The organism is Shewanella septentrionalis (genome assembly GCF_025370265.1).
Lineage (GTDB): Bacteria > Pseudomonadota > Gammaproteobacteria > Enterobacterales > Shewanellaceae > Shewanella > Shewanella hafniensis.
The window spans coordinates 43,333-64,087 of record NZ_JAMTCC010000002.1; the positions used below are offsets into that span (position 1 = coordinate 43,333).

Genomic DNA, 20,755 nt, shown 5'->3' on the forward strand with positions numbered 1-20,755 from the left:
TGTGGCTGATGACCCATCCTAAATAGCATTGACACTTTTCAAACTCATTTTGGAGAGTGTAATGACTTCAACAATTAAACGAACTCAACGTGATTATTCCCTCGCTTTTAAATTGGCCGTTGTCGACCAAGTGGAAAAGGCGATGACCTATAAGAAGGCTCAAGACAAGTACAGTATTCAAGGGTTACGTAAGCATGGAAAACTGGATTGACTGTCTACATCAATGCAGGGCATGCAATGACTATGCTCACCCACTCACTCCCGAGCAAAAAGATAATACCGATTACATTAATTAGCTGGTTAGAATTGCCCTATCACTATTACTTTCTTCTGAATAAAGCTATTCCACGTTATGGAACACTGTTCGATAATGTCGCCACAGTCCTTAACGTAATGATTGTCAAGCAACATTTTGACGCAGTCGTTGTTATAGCTGCTTTATGGTATTCAATTCCTATGAATAAACAGAAACATGAGGATAGTGAGCTTCGCTGAACCTTGTTGGATGCGTCGTCTATATGACCAGCGCGTGGTGTGCCTATATGATGGGAAATTGGCCTAAAAGTATAAAACGCCCGATAAGGTTTATCGGGCGTTTAGGTAGAAATAAGTGTCAACTTATTTCAGGACGAAACATTTGAATCTTAATGAATGGATTACGCTGCGCGTTCCTGTGAAGTGGTAGAAACCACTTCTGGACGCAGTTCAGCTGGGTCAAAGTCATCAACGTTAATTGACTTCATACGACCAATTTCCGCTCTTTCTAGCAAGTTAATTTCATCGTCGCTCAGCACGCCCAGTGCTTTACCTTCAGCGGCTACTTTATCTAACCACATGAAGGGTAGACGTTTACCGCTAGCTTTACAGACTTTGTCATGTAGAGGCTCAGACGCGATGATGTCCAGTAGCGTTTGTTCTTGGATCCCCACAGCATTGTGCTCAGAGTTGGTCCAGAACTGGCCTTTACCTAGACGGTCACGGCTTTCACACGGAGTTTGCATAATCTTAGCGACTTTATGATCTAACACATCGCTTGGGCGTTTCAGTGGACGACCGAATGGGAACATCACCACGCGTAATGCGCCGCCAAGACCCATAGGGAAGTTATCCAATAAATCGTCAAGAGAGGCTTGTAACTTGTATAGCGCATCTTCAACCGCCCATTGCACTAATGGTAAGTCGTCGGTTTGACGGCCTTCATCTTCATAACGTTTCAGCGTGGCAGATGCCAGATACAGTTGGCTCAGTAGGTCACCTAAACGGGCAGAGATACGCTCTTTACGTTTAAGGTTACCACCCAAGGTTGCCATGGCTAAGTCAGAAAGCAGGGCAAGGTTGGCACTGAAACGGTTCATCTGTTGATAGTAACGTTTGGTTTTATCAGAATAAGGCGCGTTAGAGAAACGGCTTGATGTCAGACCTAACCAGAAGCTACGGATGAAGTTACTGGTCGCAAAACCAATGTGACCAAAGATGGCAGCATCGAAGTTAGCTAAACCTTGACCCGATTCGGTATCAAATGCTGATTCCATTTCTGCAAGCACGTACGGATGGCAGCGAATTGCGCCTTGGCCGTAGATGATCATAGAACGGGTCAGGATGTTTGCACCTTCAACGGTAATCGCGATAGGCGCAGCTTGGTAGCCACGGCCTAAGTAGTTATTGGGGCCAAGACATACGCCTTTACCACCGTGAATATCCATGGCATCGATAACGCATTTCTGCATACGATCCGTCAGGTGATATTTCACAATTGCAGAGATAACCGATGGTTTTTCACCTAAGTCGATACCTGTGGTGGTCAAAGTTGTCACAGCATCCATCAGATAGGCGTTACCGCCGATGCGTGCCATTGGCTCTTCAATACCTTCAAGCTTACCGATAGGCAATTTGAACTGACGACGAATGCGAGCATAAGCACCCGTTGCCAGCGCTGCGGTTTTTACACCACCTGCTGAGTTTGATGGCAGCGTGATACCACGACCCACAGATAAACATTCCACCAGCATGCGCCAGCCTTGACCTGCCATTTTCGGGCCGCCAATGATAAAGCTTAATGGCACGAATACTTCGTTGCCGCGAGTCGGACCGTTTTGGAACATACAGTTGAGCGGGAAGTGACGACGACCGGTTTCAACTCCTTCCATATCGGTAGGGATCAAAGCACAAGTAATGCCGAGTTCTTCTTTATCGCCAAGTAGATGCTCTGGATCGCGTAGTTTGAAGGCTAAGCCTAATACTGTCGCGACAGGCGCTAAGGTGATGTAACGCTTGTTCCAGGTCAGTTTCATACCCAGAACTTCTTCACCTTCCCATTGGCCTTTACACACGATACCAAAGTCAGGAATAGAGCCAGCGTCGCTACCGGCTTCTGGGCTGGTCAGTGCGAAACAAGGTACTTCTAACCCTTTGGCTAAACGTGGTAAATAATGGTTTTGTTGCTCTGGCGTGCCGTAATGTTGTAGCAGCTCTCCAGGGCCTAAAGAGTTAGGCACACCAACAGTTGATGCCAACTCACTGCTCAAACCTGCGAGTTTTTGTAACACGCGCGATTGGGCATAAGCTGAATATTCTAAACCGCCGTATTTTTTCTTAATGATCATGGCGAAGAAGCCATTATCTTTCAGATATTGCCATACGTCGGCAGGCAGATCGGCAAGTTGATGTGACACTTGGTGTTGATTCACCATGCGGCACACTTCTTCAACAGGGCCATCGAGGAAGGCCTGTTCGTCAGCACTTAAACGCGCAACTGGGTAGTTATGTAGTTTTTTCCAGTTAGGGTTACCCGCAAACAGATCGGCTTCCCACCAAGTGGTGCCGGCTTCAATCGCTTCTTTCTCTGTTGAAGACATTTCCGGCATGATGCCGCGATATACCTTCATCAGTGGACGACTGATCACATTTTGTCTAAATGCACTGATATTTAACGGCAAGGCTACCACAAGGAAAACGATCCAAGAGATAGGGCCGACAACATCGAGTGTCCATCCTGCTGTCATCACAACAGCGGCTGCAATAGTGGCAGTGAGCAAAGATACCCGAAGGTAAGCTAGGGCTCCTAGCACTAAGATCATGGCGATGATCCAAAGTAGGGTAGTCACTGTAATTCTCCTTAAATATGACCGAGTGCCAACCACAGGTCATAGAGTGTTTTGTTGATTGCGATCACAATTATAGTTTGTGGTCAGACCTGTGTCGCATAAAAGTTAAACCTAAGACAATTTTAATACAAGTATTTTTCAAACAATTGTTTAAATTATTTGTCAGCTTTGATCATTCCACAAATATCATCAACTAGTTACAATGCTAACAAGTGGATTTTTGATTGATGATAGGCGAGAAATATGTGCGAGTTACTTGCGATGAGCGCCAATGTGCCAACCGATATTGTGTTTAGTTTTACGGGATTAGCACAACGTGGAGGCGTAACAGGTCCCCACGTGGACGGCTGGGGTATTACGTTTTACGAGGGCAAAGGCAGCCGTACTTTTAAAGATGCTTGCCCGAGTAGCGAATCGCATATTGCAAAATTGATCAAATCCTACCCGATAAAAAGTGAAGTGGTGATAAGCCATATTCGCCAAGCGAATCGCGGCTGTGTGTCTTTAGAGAATACTCATCCTTTTACCCGCGAATTATGGGGACGATATTGGACCTATGCCCATAATGGTCAATTGACGGACTATCTGCCCAAGTTTCATGTCTCGCGCTATCAACCCGTAGGCGATACCGATAGCGAACTTGCTTTCTGCTGGATTTTGGAACAAGTCGCTCAGAAGTTTGGCGGTACTAAACCTGAAGATATGTTGGCAGTTTTCCATTACGTCGCAACGTTGGCCGAGCAAATCCGTGCCTTAGGTGTGTTCAATATGATATTGAGCGATGGCGAGCATTTAATGAGCTATTGCAGTAATAACTTATGTTACATCACTCGCCGCGCGCCGTTTGGTAAAGCGAAACTTATCGATACCGATGTGGTGATTGATTTTGATAAGGAAACTACCGCCCATGATGTGGTGACTGTGATTGCGACTCGCCCATTGACCGAGAATGAACAGTGGCGCGTTATGCAGCCGGGTAACTGGAAGTTGTTCAGATTGGGTGAGCTGTTAATCGATCTCTGATGTTATCCAACAGTGCTAACACCAGCGCTAAAAAATGGGTGCGAGCAGATTTGCTGCTGATTTTGCTTTGTTCAGGTCACTTTTCAAAAAGATTGAGTCAGTATCCAACGCATCTTTTAGCAATCAAGGATTAGTGATAGGGCCTTAGCAACGAACTTGTTGTAATGAACTGTTCGCTATGAACTAGTAGCTATGAGCATTAACCGAACTTAGAGGCTGGCCCTAGGTTCGGTTAAATATTAGTTCAGTTAAATATTAGCTCGGTTAGATATTCATTCGGTTCGGTATAACTTAGGTTTGGTTTTATCGGTGTGAGTTCAGCTAAGGCTTTGTATCATTGAGTTAAGTTGATTTTCTCAACTCAACTCAATGCTTTGCCAGTTAACCTTCCGTCGTGCCGAGCAGTTTTGGTACTTGCGGTTGCTCAGCAATATCTGCCGGGGTGCTTTCTTGGCTCACAACTTCATCGAAGTGATACTTCAGCAACTTGATATCGAGCTGCTTACTGCCTTTTTCAAAATGTGTTAACCGTACGGGCAGGTAGGCTAAGTCTGGTGCCATCCAGAAGAAGGTTTGACGTTTTTTATTGTCACGCACCACTTCAATTTTGACTGTGTCGTAACTGCCACTGTCGATGTTCATCCGTTCTCTGCCAATGACATGGAACTTATATTCATCCAGTTCGTTGTCTTTAACCATTTTGTAGTCGAGCGCTTCTTTGCCCGAGACCATATCGAGCCTGAATTGCAATTGCACCATTAGTGGATCGAAAATCTCGCCTTCATAGGGGAATTTGCCTTTCTCGTCTTTATAACGGGTATGAATAAAGCCCTGCGCTTTGGCGAACGCGGTTTGCTCTGTGTAATTCGGGCCGACACCTTGACGCTGCTGTAAGTAACGTAAAGGGCTGAGTTGACTATTTTCTTGAGTAAATTCACTCAAGATGTGGCGCACATCGGTTAACAATAACAGGCTAAGATCGCTGTCAAAACGATACTTATACACCCCATCTTCCGGATTGGGCAGGGTGTACTTGGCTTTACCGAGTTCGATATCCCCATAGTTGACTTGGTATTCGGCTGTCTGCGGCGTGAGCGGCGTCGGCGCGGCTATGGCAAACATACTTTGGGTGAGGGCCGTTAAGCTCACTAATAATGTGGGAATGGTACGCAAAGAATGCTCCTTGGGTCGCAGGTTTTCACCTTGTATCACTACAAACGCTCAGTAGTGGTTGATAAAAAAGTGTCGAGTAGCATGCTTACTTACACAGTTCAGGGTAAATCAGTTCAGCGTCAATCAAAATCGGAATCGATAGTTAGCAGGTTATAGCCGAGGCCGACACTGCTGTAAATAGCGATGTAAACAGTTTATGGATCAGTATATTAAACTAAAATGGCATTGCCATGACTAAAGTGACCAGATCGGGACGCCACTGGTACTCAGACAAACTAACTTTGCCGCAGTTCACTGTTATCCCTTCGATTCTTAATAATTCCATCTGTTCCTGAAAGGAGACTGAATTTTTCTCGAAGGAGATTTTACCCTGACTATTGAGTACTCTGTGCCAAGGCAGAGACAAATGCTCGGGTGCCGATTTGAGTGCCTTGGACACATAACGTGCTCGCCCCGGTAATCCCGCATAATCGGCAATCTTGCCATAACTGCTGATTTTTCCCTGCGGGATCATAGCGACGATATACCAGATTTTCGCCATGGGGGATAGCTCAACCGCTTGGTGCTGGTGACTCGCTAAATCCTGCTCATCTTGGCTATCTTTTTCAAGATAGCGATACAGCGGCGATTTGTCTTTTGGAAACGATGTCATTGAATAGTTGGTCCTCAGCTAGATGCGTGTTCATGCTCAGATGATCATGCTTAAAAGGTCATACAGTAAAAATCGTGGGCGACGAGGTTGCGCTAGTGTAACGGCAAAGTCTGGTTTAGCGGAAGATGAGAGGGCATTAAGCACTCAATGGATGATGCATTACTCGGTATTTTTTATCGACTATCTCGATTGCTAACAAAATATTTAAACTGTTTTTAGCTTTAATATTGTGTAAATGGTCAAATAGTCCATAATAGCGCCAATTTTTTTGACTCGATGAGAGAAGATAACTGGCATGGCTGTACTCGATATTTTAACCATTCCCGACGAGCGCCTTAAACGTAAAGCGCAACCTGTAAAAGATATTGAAGCTGTTCAGGGATTTATCGATGATTTAATCGAAACCATGTATCACACGGACGATGGTATCGGTTTAGCGGCAACGCAAGTCGGCAGTACGGATGCGATTATCGTGATCGATTTATCTGACGGTCGCGACCAACCTCAAGTGCTGATCAATCCTGAAATCGTCGAAAAGTCTGGCGAGTTTGTGGGTGAAGAAGGGTGTCTGTCGATCCCCGGTTATCGCGCTAAAGTGTCACGTTTTGAGAAGGTCAAAGTGACCGCCTTAGACAGAACGGGCAAGGCTATCGAAATCGAAACCGATGAGTTTTTAGCCATAGTATTACAGCATGAAATCGACCATTTACATGGCAAAGTGTTTATCGAACATTTATCCATGTTAAAACAACAGATTGCGCTTAAAAAAGTGCGTAAATACGCTTAAGCCTATTGCATAAAAGCGTGCACAAAAAAGTGTATGAGCGCTTTTGAGCGCGTGTTGCACCTCCTGACTAGCCGCATTTTACGATGCGGCTTTTTTGTATCTAAAATTGGTATGTAAAACCTGAGTTTGAATGTCTTCGACTTGATATGTGAACATAACAACTTGTTTTAACTGTAATGAGTGGATAAGGTAGCCAGCAATATCCGCTAGCAATAAATTCAGTAGCATCATTAGCGGCAGTGTAGGGATACGGTAGGGAAACAGATGAAACTTAAGATCATAACCAGCGGCATAATCTCACTCGCAATGCTTTCACTCAGTGGCTGCAGCGCGTTTTTTAACGGTAATACCACAGATAAAAAGGCGGTATCGAGTAGCTTAGTCGAATACTTATATCCAGATGAGAAGAGTCGCCAAGCCCAGCAGCCATCCTTACCTGTACTGCGTTTGCCTATTACTGTCGGCATTGCTTTTTTACCTTCATCCCATTGGCAAGCCGATGCCATAGACAGTCGCACCCAAGTCGCTTTGCTCAACAAGGTGAAACAATCCTTTATTAAATACGATTATATCGATCGTATTGAAATCATTCCGAGCACCTATCTTAAAAATGGTAAAGGTTTTAATACCTTGCAGCAAGTTGCCCGCCTGCATGACGTCGATGTGATGGCGTTGGTATCTTACGATCAATTGATGCAAAGCCACGAGAACAAATCCGCCATCCTTTATTGGACTATCGTGGGCATGTATTTAATTCCTGGCAATGAGAATGCAATCCAAACCTTTGTTGATACCGCAGTGTTTGATATGCGCAGCCAAAAGATGTTATTTAGGGCGCCGGGCATAAATCAATTAACTGAAAGTTCAACCGCTGTTGGCGTGACAACAACTTTAAGGGAGAAATCCTATGAGGGTTTTGATCTTGCGGTGAACGATATGATAGTCAATTTAGATGATGAACTCGCCCGCTTTAAAACTCGGGTTAAAGAAGAGCAGGTTGCCACTATTGAACATAAACAAGGTTACAGCGGCGGTGGCAGTTTATCCCTATTGATACTTTCACTCCTGTGGTTTTTTGCGCTGCGCCGTTTAACGATTTGCCGTGAATAAATAATTAAGTGCCAATTAAGATCGTTAAGGATGAGCAAATTGAGGTTTGCTTTGAATCAAGACGTGGGCAAAAAGTATATAAAGTTGAGCACAGGCTCTGGTTATCAACTTACTTGTAGTTAACGTTCTGATTTTATTTTTAAAGTGGTTTGCAGAGGCTGCGGTGTTGCGTTGAACACCACTTAAGCGGGCGCGATAGGTTACGCGTTTAACAAGGAGAAAAATTAAATGGATTTAAATTCACTATTACTGTTTGCAGTTGCTTGCCTTGCTATCAATCTTATCCCTGGACCCGATGTTATCTACATTGTATCTAACACAATGAAAGGGAAAATGATCAGTGGTCTTAAAGCTGCGACGGGTCTAGGTGTAGGTTATTTTGTTCACACGCTTGCCGCTAGCTTGGGATTATCTGCCATCATTCTCAGCTCAGCGTTGGCTTTTAGTATTGTGAAGTGGTTGGGCGCCGCGTATTTAGTGTATTTAGGCATTCAAGCGTTAATATCAATGTGGCGTGGCAACAATAAAATTGTGGTTGATGGCAATAGCAAACCAAACGGCAACGTATTTTTCCAAGGCATTGTCGTTAGTGTACTTAATCCTAAAGTCGCTTTATTTTTTCTCTCTTTTTTGCCGCAGTTTATTGATCCGTTAGCAGGTTCAACGTCAATTCAGCTGTTAACCCTTGGTCTTATTTTCTGTTTGTTAGCAACCCTGTGTAACGTCCTCTATGCGTCGGCAGGAAGCTGGGTATTTAGTCGGCCCAATTCCCAGCGTTATTCCAGAGCCTTAGAGGGAATATCAGGGGTGTTGCTTATTGGCTTGGCCAGTAAAGTCATGACCAGTGATAGATAGTTTTTTCTTAAGCAGTTTTTCATAAGCCACCCATTCTAATTTAGCGATGACTCCTTGGTGAGTCACCCTTTTCTCAACTAGGCTTAGTGTCTGTTTCCCCACACAAGGAGTGTGATGATGCCACAGCCAAGGAGAACTCAAATCAGTTTGGAAGATACGCCTTTTTATCACTGTTGTAGTCGAGTCGTTAGGCGTGCCTATTTGTGTGGTGAAGACCATTTCTCTGATAAAAACTACGACCATAGACGCGAGTGGGTAGAGCAGCAATTACTTAAGCTGGCTCAGGTTTTTGCTATTGATGTCGCTGCTTATGCGGTGATGAGCAATCATCTGCACTTGGTACTCTGCGTGGACATTTACCAAGCCAATCAATGGAGTGATAGGGAAGTGCTTGAGCATTGGCATCAGGTATTTAAAGGCACTGAATTAACACAACAATTTGTCAAAGGGCAAGTTGTTGAAGCCCATGACGTGATTAACCTTAAACACCATATCGCTCTATACCGCAGTCGCTTAAGTGATATTTCTTGGTTTATGCGAGCGTTAAATGAACCTATCGCCCGTAAGGCAAATCAAGAGGATAACTGCACAGGACGCTTCTGGGAGGGCCGTTTTAAATCCCAAGCCCTACTCGATGAGGCGGCAGTACTTGCATGTATGACTTATGTTGACCTCAACCCTATTCGCGCTCAACTCGCCACAACACCAGCAACCTCGGATTTCACAAGTATTCAACGGCGTATTCGTGCGGCACTAGCAGGCAAACAACCTCAAACATTATTACCTTTTATCGGTAATGAGCGGGACAATATGCCTAAAGGGCTGCATTTTGATTTACAAGAGTATCTCCAACTTGTTGACGATACCGGCAGAATTATTCGCGATGATAAACGCGGGAGTATCAGTTCGAGCAGTGCAAGCTTACTGATTCGCCTTAATATTCCGCCTGAGCATTGGCTTAAGCTCACTCAGCATTTCGGGCAGCTTTTTAAAGGCCCTGTAGGTACTGTGCAAGAGCTCACTTGTTATTGCGAACACCTTGAAAAGCGACGAAGGCACTATCGCCACTGCTGTCTGAATTTAATGGCAAGCTGAGCCATTTAGAGATAGTCCACATTCAGAGATAGTTCAGCGCCAAACTTCACTCATCCATAGCAGTGGAGAGCCTGACTCGAACTAAATCGACCCAATTCCTGCTAACTATCCGCAAATCAAAAAATAACCAGGGATAATCCCCCGAAAACCTGGCTTTTCAATCTAAGCCACAAACCGTTTGGTAAACGTAGCTTCGATGTTGTTGGTTATTTTTATATTATGGGTGGCTTGTAAAAAAGAGCTTGGGTGCCTGAGATTTTGTATCAACCTATTGTGGTATGAGTGTAGCGATATACGATGTTGTATTAGCCTTACCATTTATTTTGTAGCTTCTGTCCGTAACATTTCTATAAACCCCAAATCATATCCTCATAAAATAGGGGAGTGCGATGAGGGCGATGCCTATGGCGATAAGTAATGCGAGATTGGTGACAAAATAAGGGTAAATCATCAGGGTGAGACCTACGACTAAAGGGATGGGGGCGGCTTGGCGTTTGCCGTAGGTGAAATGCCAAGGCCAATGAGGCTAAAGACCAAACTCCATAGTAATAATACGGGATTATCAAACACCTTGAGTTCCTCAGTGGCTAACCTAGCTAGGCTTTGACTTTATCGTAGCGTCAAATTGGTTAAAACGGCAGTGTCGCTTGGTTCAGTCTAATCCTAAATCATTCCCGTGGTAATTAAGCTTTGTTCATCTCATTCTCTGCTCTGAGGCTCAGCTTGATTCGCGCTATAGCTCATATAACTCTAAGGGTAGGCCGTCGGGATCGCTAAAGAAGGTGAATTTTCTGCCTGTGTATTCGTCAATGCGGACGGGTTCAACGGTAATGTGATGGCTATGAAGATGTTCAATAGCGGTTTCAATCGATGCGACGCGAAAGGCAAGATGCCTCAATCCACAGGCTTCGGGATAGCTGGGGCGCTTGGGGGGAGTGTCAAATGAAAACAACTCGATTTGACTCTTATCCTCGAGCTGTAAATCGAGTTTATAGGAGCTACGTGCCTCACGGTAATGCTCTGCGAGTACGCTAAGACCAAGAATAGTCACATAAAAATGTTTGGACTTTTGATAGTCGCTGCAAATAATCGCTGCATGGTGAATGCCGAGTAACATCGCTTTCCTTTGTGATTTTTAAAGGGTAATCAAATAAGATAGAAAGGTTTGAGAGTATAACGGTTAAAAAATGTAGCGTCACAGTTTAGCGTGACGCTATCGGTCGATTTCAATTTTTAGCTCACTTTGGCTTGTTGCTCGTTTAATCTTCCAGCTCGAATATGGCTGAAGACAACGGTGCAAGTTGCATCTGAACTAGACCTTCAGCTTCCTTAATGACTAACTTCGCCGCATGATCTTCGAGTAAATCCATAAGCGGAAATACGCCGTCCTTTAATTGCCACTGACGGATAAGCTCTTTGGGGAGCTTGAGCTGTATGGCTTTTGATTTGGTCTGACTGAAGTTACTGACAATAATCAGCTTTTGAGTCTGCTTTGAGGTCCCAGATATCGCCTCGAAGCGGGTAAAAGCGAAGGTGCTGTCGTCATAGCCAGTTTCGTGCCCGGCACTCTTTTGAGTATTCATATTTTGAGTGCTGTTACTTTCAGTCGCATCACCCTTGCTGCGATTTGCAGCATCGAGTGAATAGTATTGTCCTAAGAGTGCGGGCGTGGTTCTGCCAGTGCTTAACGTTAATAGCTTTTGATAGTAAGCTCGCAGTGATGTTTCTTGCTGTGTCGATTGTCCACCATCAAACTTGCCATTGTTCATCCAGCGATGATGGGCGGGGACACCAACATAGTCAAAAATACTGGTGCGTGATGCGTGACCAAAACCTGGGTTATCGATGGCGGCTTCACCCACTTCTTGGCCAAAATACACCAACGTTGGTGAAGTGCCTATTGTTGCCGATACCACCATGGCTGGTAGGGCATAGTTCGGATCTACGGCCTGAGCAGTTGCAGAGTCATTTGCTGAGATATTTGTTTGTAGCGATGCTAAAAATGCTTCATTACCAATACGTTGCTCATCGTGGTTTTCTAAAAAGTGCAGCATGTGGGATTCAATATCTTGCACTTTTGCCTGATCTGCCGCGATATTAGCTGTGCTAGTTTTACCCGCCATCACGGCTTTTAGGGTGTCGTAAAGATCAACCTTATCGTACAGATAATCCATTTTGCCAAGCTGGATATAATCTCGGTACAACTTAGGGTTATAGACCTCGGCCAAGATAAAGGCATCGGGATTAGAGTGTTTTATCTGGCTGTTGAGATAGCTCCAAAACTCCACTGGTACCATTTCGGCCATATCGTAGCGAAAGCCATCGACACCTTTTGCTAGCCAGTATTGCGCAATCTGATTGAATTTAATCCAAGAGCTCGGGAGCTCGGCTAAGTGTTGTTGCCAAAAAGCGTAATGCTGCGCCTGCGTTAAAGTGGCGAATTTGGCTGGTAGGCGAGGGAAGTCATAGGTGCCATCGGGGCGCACGCCGTAATTAATCTTAACTGTCTCGTACCAATCATTGGCATCGGGCTTGGCTAAGCGTGAGCCATTGCCGGTCCATTTTGCGGGAAATTCGTTGAATTTGCCGTCACTTAAGGGGTGAGCTTCTCCGCCAAGCGGTTTAAGCCCTGTGGGTAAGCTTGGCACTTCAAAAGCATGCGCTTGTCCTTTCGTTCCCTTCACACTGTTATCAATGACGTAATAGAAGTTGTTGTTTTTGGCGTACTCCAGACTGGTATCATCATCTTCACCAAAATCGCGCACGCCTTGGGGTTTACTGACCGATTGATAATGGCGTGCCACATGGTTTGGCACTATATCGATAATCACCTTTAAGCCGTGTTGATGGGTACGAGCAATCAGCGCTTCGAACTCGGCTAAACGGTTGGCGGGGTTGACCGCCAGATCCGGGTTGACGTTGTAGTAATCTTTAACTGCGTAGGGTGAACCAGCGCGGCCTTTGACCACATCAGGATCATCTGCACTTACGCCAATCGCACTGTAATCGCCAATCAATGCATGGTGGGGAACGCCTGTGTACCACACATGGGTAACACCTAGGTCTTTGATGCTATTGAGTGCAACATCGTCGATATCATTAAATTTGCCGACACCATTGTCGGCAATCGTGCCCCAAGGTTTATTCGTTGGGTTTTTATTGCCATAAAGGCGAGTAAAAATCTGATATACCACAGGTTTTAGCGTCATAACCTCACTCTCAGACTTTGGTTCATTATCAAGCGCCTGCGCCGATGCATTTGCATTGGCCGATAAGCAAAAAAGCGAGGCAGTTAATAAAGCTGCACTAGATAAAGAGGCATTAAACAAAGACTGTAGACATAAATTGAGTGATGAATGCCGCGACTGTCGGCGCTGCGGGGCTTTCGCTGCTTTGGACAGTAAAGCCATTATGGGAAATTTAGCCGCTTGGGGGCTCTGAGTCACTCTGGAATCGATAGGCGATAAAAAGCTCAAGACTGAGTTCCTTTTTGAGTTAAGTTTTTAGCTAGGCTATTAGCACTGTTGTTAGCACTGCTGTGAGTTTGAACGCGCGGTAAAACGTTAGCTTGATTTCCCGAGTGCAATGAATCTTGGCTGCTCGGCAAGCCAGCATTCAGCGGCGACTTAGTATTAGAATCAGTCTTGGAATTAGGCTTAAGCTCGAGGATTGTGACCCCTGCGTGGGACAAGGTTATCACTTGATTGAGTGAAACAGTGTTGCCACTGATGATGTCTGTCGCGGTGCCGTTATCGCCAAATACACTGGCAAAGCGGTTTACATCTAGTGTGACTGCCTTGTCATTTTTATTGTAAATCACCATGACTTTATCGGCTGAGGGCTGAGTGCAAGCATTGTGTTGGGTTAGAGATTTTTTTTGTATTAGTGACTTAAGCGCCTCGGCATTCTGTTCAGATGATAATGGCGTATTTAATACGCAGCGAAATTGCACATAGACGCCATCCTGCGGCACAAAGTGCAGCAAGTCGCCCGATTGCAGCGCAGGGGATTGTTTACGGTAATTCAGTAGGGTACGGACAAATTGCTGTGCTTGTCGCTGGGGTTCACTCAGTCCTTGGCCGGTAAAGGCGTTAGTGGCACTGTTGGCAAACCCACCGGGGAAATCACTGCGCACAACACCATCGTGACGGCCTTCTGTCGGGCTGGTCATTAACACTTCTGTACCGTAGAACAGCTGCGGAATGCGTTTGGCGGTTAGTATATAGGTGAGTGCCATCTTGTATAAGTCTATATTTTCTTTCACTAAACTGAAGATACGATTGGTGTCGTGATTGCCTTCAAATAGCACTAGTTTACTGGGATCGGCATACACAACATCGTTGGCTAACATCTCGTAAAGCTTGATAAAACCTGTGTCCCAGCTTTCTGGCTCATTGAGGCTGGCAATTAATTTTTCATATAGCGGGAAGTCCATCAAACTGGGTAAATCTGAGGTATAGCCATCGGCATTGATTTTGCCCTTTTGCCAATAGGACACTGTGATGGGGTTTGCGGTCCATTCTTCGCCCACAATATTAAAATTCGGGTACTCAGTCATTACGGCCTTAGACCATTTAGCGAGAAACTCTTTGTCGGCGTAGGAATAAGTATCTTCGCGGATCCCTGAAAGTCCTGCGTACTCGACCCACCAAATACTGTTTTGGATGAGATAGGTTGCCAGTTTGGGATTGCTTTGATTCAGATCTGGCATAGTGTCGGTAAACCAGCCGTCGACAAAATCGATATGATCTTGCGCTGCCGCGTAGGGATCTTGCACTGTGGTGCGCCTATGACTGGTAAAACGGGGGCTGGTAAAGCTGGATTTAATAGCAATAGCACTGGATTTAGTATCGGCAGACTGAGTCAAGTGAGGCTTGGATTTTTGATTCTTTAGCTGCATTTTTGTGGCATCGTTCAGCCAGTCTTGGCTAGGTAAATCGTTGAGCCACCAATGATTAGAGCCGATATGATTCACGACAACATCTTTAATCACTCCAAGGCCAAGCTTGTTCGCCTTAGCGACTAAGGCTTTATAATCCTCGTTGCTGCCAAAGCGGGGATCGACGCGGTACAAATTGGTAATTGAGTAACCGTGGTATGAATACTGGGCTTGATTATTCTCAAGCAGTGGATTGATCCATAACTGAGTCACCCCGAGTTTTGCCAGATACGCTAAGTGCTGGCTGATCCCTGCGATATCGCCGCCATGGCGAGCATCGGGATAATAGGGGGTGCTGGGATTGCTAAGATTGCTAGGAGAGTTAGCCGCAACTTGCTCTAGCATATCGGCCTGATTGTCATTGCTCGTGTCGCCATTGGCGAATCTGTCCGGGGTGATAAGGTAAATCACATCCTTATTGCTAAACCCTTGGCGCTCACGACTGCCCTTAACACGCGCTTGCAACGTATAGGGCAGGCGATAAAGAGGCGTGTTGGTTTTTGAAGCCGAGTCCGAGCTGGAAATCACCAGCTCAAAGGTTTGCGGCGCAGCTTGGCTAAGATCTAAATTGATAAACAGATAGTGAGGGTTATCAGTGTGTTCAAGGCTTTTTAGCGTGATGCCTTGCCCTTGGATATCAACCTTAAGCTGCTGCTGTAAGCTAGGGAAATCGCGGCTATACAGCATCAACTGTAACTCAGGATTGTGCATCCCCGCCCACCAAAAAGCGGGTTCAAGTTTAACGTCCGTCGATATCTTCGGCTCTAGAGTGTTCGCATGGACAGGATTAAATGAACAGCACACTACGGATAAATAAAGCGCTATTAGCCAGTTTTGACGGATCATAATCTAAGCCTTTTAAAGATAGAGAAGTAAAATGCGCTGGCATGATGAAGTTTAACATCGCTGAAATCTACATAAGCAAAAGCCTGCTTCTTAATTGAAGCAGGCTTTATTCTGGGTAACTTATAAAGAGTAACTTAACCCTAGGAAGTACTGTCTACCGAAGTATTGGATTGTTCCTGTCTGATGTTCTTCACCAAAATAGGTTTTGTTCGGTTCATCAGTTAAGTTATTAATTTGGAATAAGAACTTAAGTCCATTTTCCAGAGCGTATGAAGCTTGATAATCCACAATCGTTTCGGCATCGAAGAAGGCGAGTTGTGATTCAACTGCAACTTGTTCTGAAACGTAGCTGCTACGATATCTCATGCTGACGCGAGTATCGAAACCATCTAGTGAATAGAACAGGGTTGTGTTCAGTACGCTTTCTGATAAACCTGGTAATGGAATCGTTAGGTTTGAACCACTTAAATCTGTTGTAAATTCCACTTCACTGTCTGAATACGAGTAGCTACCAGTGAAGCCAAGACCACTGAGTGGTGATGGTAGGAAATCAAAGACTTGGGTATAACCTAACTCAACACCACGAATATAGCCGCCATTGTCGTTGTTGATTGCAGTTTGATACTGACCTTCATCTTTCACCACTGGGAACTCAACACCATTATCGACAATAGTATCGGGAACAATAAATCCATTACCTTCAAAGTCATAAGGTTGGATTGTGAAGTTGTTGATAAAGGATTTAATATCTTTGTAGAACAAGGCTACGACAACTGCACCCTGTGAATCTTCAAAATAGTGCTCGTAAGATAAGTCGTATTGATCGGCATAAAATGGATCAAGTAGCGGACTGGTATTACCCCAAGCATTGTATTTTTTGTATCCCGGTGTGGCTGAATCGTCATACCAAGATCCCATGCCTGATTTCAGCTTGTCGATTGGAGGACGTGACATCACAGAAGCTGCAGCAAAACGCAGTTGATCATTTTCAGTGAGGTGGAAGCTCAAGTTAATCGACGGCAAGTAATCGGTATAGGTTTTACCTATCTCGTTACGAATATAGTCGTTACTGATCACGCCAAGTTCATCGGTAATCGCTTCACCTAGACCATAGCCAACTTGTTGTAGACCTTTACTGCTTTGGTCTGTGTGCACAACACGCACACCCACGTTACCCGTGACTTTAATATCACCTAAGTCAAACTCAAGATTACCCTGAACATAACCGGCTAGTACGTCTTCATTAACCGAACCACTTTGGATCATGGTCCAGTTATTAGACCAATTGGCCGTTGGGGTAAAAGGAGATTGCCCTGTCGCGGCTAACTGTGCGTTAACCAGTTCAATGGCTTTGTTGAAATCAACGGAAAGGAAGTTCGGGTAGCCAGACAATTCTCCGCCAAAGTTAACGACATTTGTCATGTCAGTGTTCATTTGAAGCACAGGTTGATTAGTTGGGTTTTTACCAAATTCAAAACCATATCCCGCTTGTGAACGTTGAGCATTAAACTCACGCTGTGAGTAGCGCAGACCAAAATCGACAGAAGATAAGAAACTAGAATCTAACACGTAGTTAAAATCTAACTTATAGGCGACAAGATCATTTTGCTGATCGTATGGCCACATACCCACTTCTTTCAAACCCAAGGTTGCCGTATTGGTATAGTCGTTTGAGAAATTAACATCGGCAGGGTTTAAGCCATGTAGTTGATAATTAATTGATTCGGCTGAACGTACTTCATTACCTAAATCATCATATAACACGGCACGCGTACCACCGTTGACGAATTCGCCATCGGCTTTTGAATAGCTAACGTCAGCCGCAACCGTTAAGGCGCCGCCATTATTCCACTCAACATTTACTGAGCCAGACGTCAGTTCTGAATACTTTGAGTCGTTATCATTGATAACAAAAACGGCAAAGTTATCATTGCCATCGGTTGATACGGTTCCGCCAGTCATAGAGCCATTTTCGACAACTGCATCACTGATCGTGCCGTTTTTTAATGACTTAACGCGAAAGCCACGGGCAAAGTTTTCGGAAGTGAATTTTGAATGGAATAAATCACTTTTCACACTAAGATTGTCTGTCGGTTGCCAATGGATAGCCGCCATATAACCATCGCGAGTATCATCACCGCCTTTTTGCTGTAACTCAAAACCTTCACTGATTGATTCGGCAACACCGTCGCCATTGACATCTTTTTTATCATCGTTGAAACGTAAGCCAATGAACTGACTTGCAACATAAGGTTGATAAAGGTGGGCATAGCCTAGCGCCACACCGAGCGTGTCTTCTAGGAATTTGCCTTGATAGGCTAAGCTGAGGCGATTGCCATACTGCTCGGCATCAGAGATTTCATCGGCTCTGTCATTAAAACTGCCACGAGCATTGATATTAAATGATTGGTCTTTATCGTTTTTTAGTGGATCTGCGGTTTTTAACTCAACAGTACCAGCAACGCCACCTTCAATGAGCGAGGCCTTGGGCGTTTTATATACTGCAGCTTGGCTAATCAATTCTGATGGGTATTGGTCAAACTCAATCGCGCGTTTACCACCCGTAGTAACTTGTTCATGTCCGTTAAGTGTTGCAAAGACAAAATCCCCATCAAGACCACGAATGTTGAGGCCGCTTGCTTGTCCACCAGTACGGACTGCAGTCACGCCGGGTAAACGAGTTAACGCATCAGCAATTGACTGGTCGGGAAGGGCGCCAAGATCATCGGCTGAAATCGATTCAGAGACGGTATCTCCAAAGCGTTTATCATTTAATGACTTGATAACACTGGTTCTAAAACCTTTTACTTCAATAACTTCAATTGCAGCTTCTTTCGCTTTCGCTTCTTTATCTGTGGTCACTTCATCTGCCGCATAGGAGTGCATACTCGCACCTGCGGCAATGAGCGCTAAGGTTAGCAAACTGGGTTTAAATCGCATCATATCTCTCTTCCCCTTGGAGTCGCTTTATCGCTTTGTAGAGCGTTTTATCGTTATCACCGCGTTATGTTTGCGGCCTTTTTTTGGTATCTAGGCGCTTAATTGACTGCATAAGTGCTGCGTTTATGACCAAATTGTTATGCAACGGTGAAGATATTACTCCCGAGCTTCTTAGCGGAACAACAGAGTGCATACGTATTCAATGCCTCGTTGAGTTAAGGATAGCCGTTAATTGAGGGAAATCTCATGGAATAAAATGATTTTACTTTGCAATTAAGTAGCTGTTAATGAATGGTAAAGTGAGTTAAAGCTCAATGTGATTTCTGGCGCGGTCTTTTGCATACGTATGCAGGTGTATTGAACCTTATTTCCCTCTTCACGTATGCTCGGTGACACAAAATAAGCCGCGATACCTTTACTCTGCAGTAACAAAACGATAACTGTTTGCGTGAGTGTGTTAGGGAAAAATCGCTGTAGAATAACGATAAAGGGGCAACAATGAGTGAGTTAACTTGGTGGCGTGGTGCGGTGATTTACCAAATTTATCCGCGTAGCCTTTTAGATACGAATGGTGATGGCGTTGGTGATTTACGCGGCATTATCACTAAGCTGGACTACATTGCAAGCCTCAATGTCGATGCCATCTGGATTTCGCCTTTCTTTAAATCGCCTATGGCAGATTTTGGCTACGACATCAGTGATTACCGCGAAGTTGACCCTCTTTTTGGCACTATGCATGATTTCGATGAATTGATTGAAAAAGCCCACGGCTTAGGCATTAAGGTCATTATCGATCAAGTATTAAGTCATACCTCTGATCAGCATGCGTGGTTTGTTGAAAGCCGCGAGAGCCGTACGAATCCCAAAGCGGATTGGTACGTGTGGGCCGATCCTAAGGAAGACGGCACTGCGCCTAACAACTGGCTCGCGATTTTTGGCGGTTGTGCTTGGGAATGGGAACCGCGCAGACAACAATACTATTTACATAACTTCCTGCGTAGCCAGCCAGATATCAATTTCCATAATCCTGACGTGCGCCAAGCTGTGCTGGATAATGTTGAATTCTGGCTTAAAAAAGGCGTTGATGGATTCCGCTTAGATGCGATTACCTTCTGTTATCACGATGAACAGCTCAGGGACAATCCGGCAAAACCTAAGGATAAACGTCAGGGCCGAGGTTTCAGTGAAGATAACCCTTACGCCTATCAATATCATTACTACAATAATGACCGTCCGCAAACCATCGCGTTTATCGAAGATTTACGAAAGCTCATCAATCGCTATCCCGGTGCTGTGACCTTAGGTGAAGTGTCGGCCGAAGATTCTTTAGCTGTGATGGCGGCTTACACTAAAGGTGAAGATCGCCTGCACATGGCCTACAGTTTTGAGCTATTAACCGACGATTACAGCGCCGCTTATATTCGCCAAACCGTAGAGGCATTAGAAGCGAGCATAGGTGATGGTTGGCCTTGTTGGGCTATCGGTAATCATGATGTGCAGCGCGTGGCGAGCCGTTGGGGGCAGGGCAAACAGAATTCTGACATGGTTAAAATGCTCAATGCCATGCTAAGTTCACTGCGCGGTAGTGTGTGTAGTTATCAAGGTGAAGAACTCGGTTTAACCGAAGCGTCGATTGAATACCATGAGTTGCAAGATCCCTTTGGCAAAACCTTCTGGCCTATGTTCAAAGGCCGCGATGGTTGCCGTACGCCAATGCCATGGCAGCAAGGCGCCGATTTTAGTGGTTTTAGTGAGGTATCGCCTTGGCTGCCGATAGCACCTGCACATCAAGTGTTAGCGGTAGGTGTACAAGAATCAGATGCTGATTCCATGCTTAATGGTTATCGACGTTTTCTTGCTTGGCGTAAATTACACCCAGTGCTGATTGAAGGCGATATCCAGTTTGTGGATACCAACGAGCCCATCTTGGCCTTTATCCGTACCTTAGGAGAGCTCAAAATATTCGTCGGATTCAACTTAGGGAATACCGATGTTGAGTTGGATTCATCACAGTTTGAATTTAGTGAAATGTTGCTGGGACATGGCCTGAAAACCGCACAAATAGAAAACAATCAGCTGAAGTTTTCGGCATTTGCCAGCTTTTATGCAGTTTTAAACTGAAAATGATTCATTTTTATTCGGCTGAGGTGTTATATACCCAAACAACTTGAAGATGCAGGATTCAGGGAATTTAACGCACTTTAGGCAAGGCGGTTATTTGCAGACCTAGT

13 protein-coding genes and 1 pseudogene are annotated in these 20,755 nt (G+C 44.9%); 7 read left to right on the plus strand and 7 right to left on the minus strand.

Annotated features, from left to right (window positions below):
• Nucleotides 1-61: 61 nt before the first annotated feature.
• Nucleotides 62-208: pseudogene (locus NE536_RS01290) on the plus strand (IS3 family transposase); the annotation flags it as partial.
• Nucleotides 209-656: 448 nt separating this feature from the next.
• Here the strand turns inward: NE536_RS01290 and fadE are convergent.
• A complete protein-coding gene (gene fadE / locus NE536_RS01295; RefSeq protein ID WP_261271544.1) occupies nucleotides 657-3,104 on the minus strand; it encodes an acyl-CoA dehydrogenase FadE in 2,448 nt (815 codons plus the stop codon).
• 243 nt (nucleotides 3,105-3,347) lie between these two features.
• Here fadE and NE536_RS01300 point away from each other — a divergent pair, with 243 nt between their 5' ends.
• A complete protein-coding gene (locus NE536_RS01300; protein ID WP_113939616.1) occupies nucleotides 3,348-4,127 on the plus strand; it encodes a class II glutamine amidotransferase in 780 nt (259 codons plus the stop codon).
• Between the two features lie 381 nt (nucleotides 4,128-4,508).
• On the opposite strand, the gene NE536_RS01305 is transcribed toward NE536_RS01300, so the two are convergent.
• Nucleotides 4,509-5,300, minus strand: coding sequence for a DUF3108 domain-containing protein (locus tag NE536_RS01305; protein WP_106650385.1), 792 nt, complete (start codon nucleotides 5,298-5,300; stop codon nucleotides 4,509-4,511).
• Between the two features lie 214 nt (nucleotides 5,301-5,514).
• The gene (locus NE536_RS01310; protein WP_261271545.1) at nucleotides 5,515-5,952 is read right to left on the minus strand and encodes an MGMT family protein; all 438 of its coding nucleotides are present in this window, start codon (nucleotides 5,950-5,952) and stop codon (nucleotides 5,515-5,517) included.
• 295 nt (nucleotides 5,953-6,247) lie between these two features.
• On the opposite strand from NE536_RS01310, the gene def reads away from it, so the two are divergent.
• The 4 genes from def (at nucleotide 6,248) to NE536_RS01330 (ending at nucleotide 9,799) form a co-directional block, all read left to right on the plus strand.
• Nucleotides 6,248-6,739, plus strand: coding sequence for a peptide deformylase (gene def / locus NE536_RS01315; RefSeq protein WP_006081499.1), 492 nt, complete (start codon nucleotides 6,248-6,250; stop codon nucleotides 6,737-6,739).
• A gap of 264 nt (nucleotides 6,740-7,003) precedes the next feature.
• On the plus strand, nucleotides 7,004-7,849 hold the full coding sequence (gene rhlP / locus NE536_RS01320; protein ID WP_261271546.1) for a rhombotarget lipoprotein: 846 nt from the start codon (nucleotides 7,004-7,006) through the stop codon (nucleotides 7,847-7,849).
• A 228-nt stretch (nucleotides 7,850-8,077) separates the two neighbouring features.
• Nucleotides 8,078-8,704 carry a LysE family translocator gene (locus tag NE536_RS01325; RefSeq protein WP_261271547.1) on the plus strand — a complete coding sequence of 209 codons (627 nt, stop codon included), beginning with the start codon at nucleotides 8,078-8,080 and terminating at the stop codon, nucleotides 8,702-8,704.
• Between the two features lie 117 nt (nucleotides 8,705-8,821).
• Complete coding sequence (locus NE536_RS01330) at nucleotides 8,822-9,799, plus strand: transposase (protein ID WP_261271652.1); 978 nt, start codon at nucleotides 8,822-8,824, stop codon at nucleotides 9,797-9,799.
• Nucleotides 9,800-10,532: 733 nt separating this feature from the next.
• On the opposite strand, the gene gloA2 is transcribed toward NE536_RS01330, so the two are convergent.
• From gloA2 to NE536_RS01350, 4 genes are all read right to left on the minus strand, one after another.
• Nucleotides 10,533-10,916 (minus strand): SMU1112c/YaeR family gloxylase I-like metalloprotein, encoded by a 384-nt coding sequence (gloA2, locus tag NE536_RS01335; RefSeq protein ID WP_261271548.1) that lies wholly within the window; start codon nucleotides 10,914-10,916, stop codon nucleotides 10,533-10,535.
• 142 nt (nucleotides 10,917-11,058) lie between these two features.
• The gene (locus NE536_RS01340; protein ID WP_261271549.1) at nucleotides 11,059-13,275 is read right to left on the minus strand and encodes an alpha-amylase family protein; all 2,217 of its coding nucleotides are present in this window, start codon (nucleotides 13,273-13,275) and stop codon (nucleotides 11,059-11,061) included.
• Nucleotides 13,272-15,584, minus strand: coding sequence for a glycoside hydrolase family 13 protein (locus NE536_RS01345; protein WP_261271550.1), 2,313 nt, complete (start codon nucleotides 15,582-15,584; stop codon nucleotides 13,272-13,274). Before NE536_RS01345 ends, NE536_RS01340 begins: the two co-directional genes overlap by 4 nt.
• A 120-nt stretch (nucleotides 15,585-15,704) precedes the next feature.
• Nucleotides 15,705-18,527 (minus strand): TonB-dependent receptor, encoded by a 2,823-nt coding sequence (locus NE536_RS01350; protein ID WP_261271551.1) that lies wholly within the window; start codon nucleotides 18,525-18,527, stop codon nucleotides 15,705-15,707.
• A gap of 495 nt (nucleotides 18,528-19,022) precedes the next feature.
• Between NE536_RS01350 and NE536_RS01355 the strand changes: the two genes are divergently transcribed.
• Nucleotides 19,023-20,645 (plus strand): alpha-glucosidase, encoded by a 1,623-nt coding sequence (locus NE536_RS01355; protein WP_261271552.1) that lies wholly within the window; start codon nucleotides 19,023-19,025, stop codon nucleotides 20,643-20,645.
• The last annotated feature ends 110 nt before the right edge of the window (nucleotides 20,646-20,755 follow it).

Excerpts from the sequence above, each read along its gene's own strand:
- NE536_RS01300 (WP_113939616.1), top strand. The coding sequence starts at position 3,348 with ATGTGCGAGTTACTTGCGATGAGCGCCAATGTGCCAACCGATATTGTG.
- NE536_RS01310 (WP_261271545.1), bottom strand. The coding sequence starts at position 5,952 with ATGACATCGTTTCCAAAAGACAAATCGCCGCTGTATCGCTATCTTGAA.
- def (WP_006081499.1), top strand. The coding sequence starts at position 6,248 with ATGGCTGTACTCGATATTTTAACCATTCCCGACGAGCGCCTTAAACGT.
- rhlP (WP_261271546.1), top strand. The coding sequence starts at position 7,004 with ATGAAACTTAAGATCATAACCAGCGGCATAATCTCACTCGCAATGCTT.
- NE536_RS01325 (WP_261271547.1), top strand. The coding sequence starts at position 8,078 with ATGGATTTAAATTCACTATTACTGTTTGCAGTTGCTTGCCTTGCTATC.
- NE536_RS01330 (WP_261271652.1), top strand. The coding sequence starts at position 8,822 with ATGCCACAGCCAAGGAGAACTCAAATCAGTTTGGAAGATACGCCTTTT.
- gloA2 (WP_261271548.1), bottom strand. The coding sequence starts at position 10,916 with ATGTTACTCGGCATTCACCATGCAGCGATTATTTGCAGCGACTATCAA.
- NE536_RS01345 (WP_261271550.1), bottom strand. The coding sequence starts at position 15,584 with ATGATCCGTCAAAACTGGCTAATAGCGCTTTATTTATCCGTAGTGTGC.
- NE536_RS01350 (WP_261271551.1), bottom strand. The coding sequence starts at position 18,527 with ATGATGCGATTTAAACCCAGTTTGCTAACCTTAGCGCTCATTGCCGCA.
- NE536_RS01355 (WP_261271552.1), top strand. The coding sequence starts at position 19,023 with ATGAGTGAGTTAACTTGGTGGCGTGGTGCGGTGATTTACCAAATTTAT.